Raw genomic sequence first — 4,022 nt, forward strand, 5'->3', positions numbered from 1 at the left:
CTCTGTCCGCGATTCGGCGGATAACGCCTTGGGCGTTATCCGCCCTACGGGTTTTGCTCGGCGCTGGTGTCCGGGCGCGACCAGATCCACAGGTTGCCGATCGCCATGCCCAGCACCACCGCGTACAGCCAGTAGCCGTGGGGCAGGGTCAGCAGCATGATCGCCAGCGCCGCGAGCATCGCCAGGCTGGCGCTGATCTTGGCGCGGCGGGCGATGGCGCGGCCGTTGCGCCAGTTGGCCAGGATCGGCCCGAACAGCCGGTGGTTCTCCAGCCAGGCGCTCAGGCGCGGCGAGCTCTTGGCCGCGGCCCAGGCCGCCAGCAGGACGAACTCGGTGGTCGGCAGGCCGGGCACCACCAGGCCGACCATGCCCACGCCCAGGCTGGTATAGGCGAGCAACGCGTAGAGCAGGCGGACGGTGCGCGAACGGGCGGGCTGGGACATCGGTACGACGGCGACAGGGGCGAAACGCGCATCCTGGCCGCTGCCGGGATGCGCGTCAATCACCGCGTCAGGCGCGGGCGGCGGCATGCTCGTAGGCGTGCTGCAGGAGCACGCCGAAGCGCTCGAAGGCGGCCAGCGCGCCGGCTTCGGCCTCGCGCTCGTCCGCGGCGCTCAGTTCCAGGCCATCGAGGGTGCGGGTGAAACGCTTCCAGCCTTCGGCGCGGCCGCCGGCCGGCTCGCCCAGGTGGCGGGCGCCGAAGTCTTCGCTCAGGCCCAGGGCGGCGACGCGCTTGATCAGGAAGGCGGCGCCGAGCTTGGAGCCCTCGGAGACGAACAGCCAGCCCAGCGCGGCGGCGCGCGACGGGTTGGCCACGGCGCCGTCCACCGCTGCCGGGACCTCGGCGCCGAGGTCGGCGAGGTCGGCCTTGGCCTGCTGCGCGCGGCAGCGTTCGGCCAGGTCGGGGAAGATGGCGATCAGCGCCGGGTCCTGGTACAGCGCCTGCAGTTCGGACTGGAACAGGTACTGGGCGACGACGAAGGGGGTGAAGTGCTCGCGGCTGGCGAAGGGATCGTGGGCCTTCACCGCGTTGTCCAGGCGCTGGTGCGGCTGGTGGGTCACCAGGTTCAGGCGCTGGGAGCGCAGGGCGGGGGCTTCCAGGGTGGTCATGCGGGATTCCTTGTACGCAGAAGGGTTACAGAAGACGAGACGAACGAGGCCGGGAATAACGTAAAGAACGCCGGCATACGTCCCTCTGCCTCGTCATTCCCGCGAACGCGGGAACGACGGGCAGGGGCGTTGGCGTCAGGTCAGATATCCCACACCAGGTTGACCGAGAAGTTGCGGCCCGGCTGGGTCAGGCGGTCGAGGTTGGCCGGGGCCAGCACGCCGGCTTCGCCGACGCCGTCGTAGCCGCGCACGTCATCCCACAGCCAGTACTTCTTGTCGGTGAGGTTGTAGACGCCGGCGTTCAGGGTCAGGTCGTCGGTCAGCTTGTAGTAGCCGGTCAGATCGAGGATACCGAAGCCGGGGGTCTTGAACTGGCTGCTGGTGCCGTCCGGGGCCTTGAAGGTGGTCTCGTCGACGCGGTCCTTGCGCTTGACCAGGGTCCAGTTCAGCAGGCCGCCGTAGGCCAGGCTGGAGGCGTCGTAGCCGAGGCCGAACACGCCGGTCAGCGGGTTGACGCTGTTGATCGGCTCGCCGGTGTCCTTGTTGCGGCCGTAGGCGTAGGCCACCGAACCCTTGGTGTAGAAGCCTTCCGGCGCGCCGAACGGAGCCAGTTCCAGGCGGCCTTTCAGCTCCACGCCCTTGATGATGGCGTGCTTGATGTTGTTGCTCTGGAAGGTGACTTCGTCGTAGCCGGCGGTGATGGCGTCTTCGTTGATGAAGTCGCGGTACTTGTTGTAGAACACCGAGACGTCGAACGAGCCTTCGTCGAAGGTTCCGCGCAGGCCGGTCTCGTAGCTCTGGCTGCGTTCCGGGTCGAGGTCCGGGTTGGGTTCCACGCGGTAGCCGCTGCTAGGGTTGTCGAAGCGGCCGTACAGCGCCTTGGCGGTCGGAGTGCGGAAGCCCTGGGCGTACTGGCCGTACCACAGGTAGTTGTCGTTGAAGGCGTAGGTCACGCCGAGCTTGGGCGAGAGCTGGTGCCAGGTCTTGTCCTGGCTGCTGACCTGGCCGTCGCCGCTCTGGTCCGCGGTGTTGAGGAATTCCTCGGTGATGTGCGGCTTCAGGCGGGTGTAGTCGTAGCGCAGGCCGGGCAGGAAGGTCCAGGCGTTCCAGCGCACCTCGTCCTGGGCGAACAGGCCGTAGGTGTCGATGGTCGGGTCCGGGAAGTCGCTGCTGCGCGCCAGCACGTCCCTGCTGCTGGTGGCGCCGACGGCGCTGCAGCCGACGCCCACCGCCAGGCAGGTGCCGTCGCCTTCGCGGTAGCCGGTGACCTTCTGCCGCTTGAGGTTGGTGCCGTAGGTCAGCAGGTGGTCGGTCTCGCCGATCTCGAAGCTCTTGTCCAGTTGCAGGTCGAGGACCCACAGGCGTTCCTTGTACAGGGTGTCGCGGGTGCGCAGGACCTTGCGGGTGATCGGGTAGTAGAACTCGTCGGTGCTCTGCTCGGTCTTCGCGGTCTGGTAGTTGAAGCTCCACTTGGCGTGGTCGGCCAGGGCGCTTTCCAGCAGGAACTCATGGTCCAGGCCGTAGCGCTCGCGGGTGATGGTGTCGTTGCCGGTGCGCCACTGGTACATGCCGCCGGGCAGCACGCTTTCCGGCAGGGCCGGCGCGCCGTTGGAGTAGGGGCCGCCGTAGGCGCTCTTCTGGTCGGTGTCGACGTCGTCCTTGTAGCGTTCGTAGGTCAGGCCCACGCGCGAGCCTTCGGCGTAGTTCCAGCCGAGCTTGGCCAGCACATTGGTGGTGCGCACGTCCTCGGGGTTGGCCTCGGTGCGGTCCAGGCCGGTGCCGCCGTGGCTGCCGTAGGACTCGGTCTCGTGGCCGTTGCGCTGGCTGACGTGGAGCAGGGCGTCGAAGTCGTCGTGGCGGCCGGCGACGGTGGCCGAGGTCAGCCAGCTGTCGTCGGCCGAGCTGTAGCCGGTCTTCAGGCGCGCGCCGACATCCTTGCCGTCCTTGATGATGTCGCTGGGGTCGAGGGTGAAGTAGCTCACCGCGCCGCCGATGGCGTTGCTGCCGTACAGCGCCGAGGCCGGGCCGCGGAGGATTTCCACGCGCTTGACGATTTCCGGGTCGACGTAGTTGCGCTCGGTCTGGGCGTAGGGGCCGTTGAAGAAGGAGCCGGGGATTTCCACGCCGTCGATCTGCGTCAGCACGCGGTCGCCGTCGATGCCGCGGATGTTGTAGCCGGTGATGCCGGCGCGCTGGCCGGTGCCGCCGACGCTGACGCCCGGCTCGTCGCGGACCAGGTCCTTGATGGAGTTGACGTTGTTGCGGTCGAGGTCGGTGCGGCTGCGCACGCTGACGGTGTTCGGCACCTCGTTGACGTTCTGCGCCTGGCGGGTGGCGGTGACCGTCTGCGGCTGCAGTTCGATGGCGCGGGCGCCCGGCGCCTTGTACAGGACCACGTTGCGCTCGGACACCTGGCGGTAGTCCAGGCCGCTGCCGGCGAGCAGGCGCTTGAGGCCCTGCTCGGCGCTCAGGCGACCGTTGGCGCCGGGGGAGGTGACGCCATCGGCCAGCTCGGCGGGCAGGGCGACCTGCCAGCCGGTCACGGCGCTGAAGGCGTTGAGGGCGCCGGCCAGGGGCTGGCGCTCGATGGCGAAGCGGTAGCCGGCCTGGGTCTGCGCGGCCGGTTCGGCGGCCTGGGCGCACGTCATGGGCGCGGCGGCCAGGGCGATGGACAGCGCCAGCAGGGACAGGCTGGCCGGGGCACGCAGGCGATGCGGGATGGAGCGTCGGGCGTCGGTGGTCATCGAGGGCTCTCTTCTGAGTGTCGTCGCATTCAAATGCGAATCAATAGCATTGGCATTTAACGAAACGAACGACGCCGCGCAATCGCGTAAAAATAATTCGCGAACAGTCGAGAAGAGTCGAGAAGGGCTGTCGGAGAGCGGCGCGAAGGGGCCTGGAAAGGGGCGGCG

3 protein-coding genes are annotated in these 4,022 nt (G+C 68.5%); all 3 read right to left on the reverse strand.

The window, feature by feature from the left end; genetic code table 11:
* Positions 1-44 precede the first annotated feature (44 nt).
* The 3 genes from P3W75_RS15290 to P3W75_RS15300 all read right to left on the reverse strand — a co-directional run bounded on the left by P3W75_RS15290 (position 45) and on the right by P3W75_RS15300 (position 3,854).
* Positions 45-443: a YbaN family protein gene (locus P3W75_RS15290; RefSeq protein WP_276228206.1), complete on the reverse strand. Its 399-nt coding sequence runs from the start codon at positions 441-443 to the stop codon at positions 45-47.
* A gap of 67 nt (positions 444-510) precedes the next feature.
* Positions 511-1,110: a biliverdin-producing heme oxygenase gene (locus P3W75_RS15295; RefSeq protein ID WP_276228207.1), complete on the reverse strand. Its 600-nt coding sequence runs from the start codon at positions 1,108-1,110 to the stop codon at positions 511-513.
* 140 nt (positions 1,111-1,250) lie between these two features.
* Entirely contained in the window at positions 1,251-3,854 is a 2,604-nt protein-coding gene (locus tag P3W75_RS15300) for a TonB-dependent receptor (protein ID WP_276228208.1), read from the reverse strand.
* Positions 3,855-4,022 lie beyond the last annotated feature (168 nt).

It is taken from the genome of Pseudomonas citronellolis (assembly GCF_029335315.1).
GTDB classification, from domain to species: Bacteria; Pseudomonadota; Gammaproteobacteria; order Pseudomonadales; family Pseudomonadaceae; genus Pseudomonas; species Pseudomonas citronellolis_A.

Bases quoted from the DNA above. Each gene is read 5' to 3' on its own strand.
- P3W75_RS15300 (WP_276228208.1), bottom strand. From the start codon at position 3,854: ATGACCACCGACGCCCGACGCTCCATCCCGCATCGCCTGCGTGCCCCG.
- P3W75_RS15290 (WP_276228206.1), bottom strand. From the start codon at position 443: ATGTCCCAGCCCGCCCGTTCGCGCACCGTCCGCCTGCTCTACGCGTTG.
- P3W75_RS15295 (WP_276228207.1), bottom strand. From the start codon at position 1,110: ATGACCACCCTGGAAGCCCCCGCCCTGCGCTCCCAGCGCCTGAACCTG.